The sequence below is a fragment of the Microcystis sp. M53603_WE2 genome, from assembly GCF_030065435.1.
The window spans coordinates 1-1,899 of record NZ_JASJFF010001285.1 but is presented as its reverse complement, the minus strand read 5'-3'; the positions used below and the strand labels follow the sequence as shown (position 1 = coordinate 1,899).

Sequence of the window (1,899 nt, the reverse complement as noted above, 5' to 3'; positions counted from 1 at the left end):
GCGGCCAAAGCGATCGAGATTAATTTGAAATTATTTCCCCTGTTTAAAGGTTTATTCTGTGCCACTAATCCAATTCCAATTAAAGCGGCCTTAAATCTAGTCGGTTGGGAAGTGGGGGGTCTAAGACTTCCTTTATGTTCCCTAAGTCCCGAGTTAGAAGAAGGATTAGCAAAAGTTATGCAAGAATTGGCTTTAATCTAGAAAAATACTAGAAAATTTGGCTCACTAAACTAGGATTTTTTCGAGAAATAGGTTATAATGTTAATAGCTTAACTAGAAAAAAATATAGTTTAGAACGGCTAGAAAGTATTGATATAAGTGAGTTTAGCTAGGTATTATTTTCCTAGCAAGAATTGTTCTAACTATTCATTTTTTGAGATTTCCCGTCCAAAAAAACCACCTGAAAAATCACCATAACTTACCATCAAAGGACACCTAATGAATCAAGATAAAACCCAAGCAAAACTAAAGATCATTCCCCTAGGAGGACTACACGAAATCGGCAAAAACACCTGTGTTTTTGAGTACGATGATGAGATTATTCTCCTGGATGCCGGTTTAGCTTTTCCTTCCGATGATATGCACGGGGTCAATGTAGTGCTTCCCGATATGACTTATCTAAGAGAAAATCGCCATAAAATTAAGGGTATGATCGTCACCCACGGTCACGAAGATCATATCGGTGGCATTCCCTACCATCTCAAACAATTTGATGTACCAATTATCTACGGTCCGCATCTAGCGATGGCTTTATTGCGGGATAAATTGGAAGAAGCAGGATTAGCAAATCGTACCAAATTAGAAACCGTAGTTCCCCGGCAAATGGTGCGTTTAGGTAAATCTTTCATGGTGGAATATATCCGCAATACCCACTCGATCGCCGATAGTTTTTGTGTAGCAATTCACACTCCTTTAGGGGTAGTTATTCACACAGGAGATTTTAAAATTGACCATACTCCCGTGGATGGCGAATTCTTTGATCTACAAAAAATTGCCGAACATGGCGAGAAAGGGGTGCTATGTTTATTGAGTGATTCCACTAACGCGGAAGTACCCGGTTATACTCCTTCGGAAGCTTCCGTTTATCCCGGGTTAGAGCGGGTTTTTAACCAAGCAACGGGACGGATTATGATCACTACCTTTGCTTCCTCGGTGCATCGGATTAATCTGGTGTTGAAATTGGCCCAGAAATTTAACCGGAAAGTGGTGGTAGTGGGTCGATCGATGTTAAATGTCATCGCTCATGCGCGCAATTTGGGGTATATAAAATGTCCCGACGATATATTTGAACCCCTGAAAGCGACCCGCAATTTAGCTGATGATAAAATCGTCATTTTAACCACAGGATCCCAGGGGGAACCTTTAGCGGCCATGACGCGGATTTCTAAGGGTGAACATCCTCATATTCGTGCGCGTCAGGGGGATACGATTGTCTTTTCCGCTAATCCGATTCCGGGTAATACGATCGCTGTGGTCAATACAATTGATCGCCTGATGATGCAGGGTGCTAACGTAGTTTACGGACGCGATAAGGGAATTCACGTTTCCGGCCATGGTTCCCAAGAAGACCATAAATTGATGCTATCTTTGACGCGGCCGAAGTTTTTTGTGCCAGTGCATGGAGAACACCGAATGCTGGTCAAACACGCTCAGATGGCCCAAAGTATGGGGATTCCCGCCGAAAATATGGTAATTGTCAAAAATGGTGACACGATCGAGTTAACTAGCGATCGCATTGGACTTGGCACACCAGTGCCTTCGGGAATCGAGTTAGTCGATCAAGCGGGTGTGGTTCACGAACACATTATGCAGGAAAGACAACAGTTAGCCGAAGATGGTGTGATTACGATCGCATCCTTCGTTAACAGTGAGGGACAATTAAGCGCACCCCCAGAGATT

At 43.0% G+C, this 1,899-nt stretch carries 2 protein-coding genes; both read left to right on the top strand.

From position 1 onward, the window contains the following. A partial coding sequence (locus PX481_RS26800) for a dihydrodipicolinate synthase family protein (protein WP_288096977.1) occupies positions 1-201 on the top strand: 201 nt, incomplete at its 5' end. Positions 202-438: 237 nt separating this feature from the next. After that, the coding region (locus PX481_RS26795) for a ribonuclease J (protein WP_288096975.1) at positions 439-1,899 on the top strand (1,461 nt) is incomplete at its 3' end.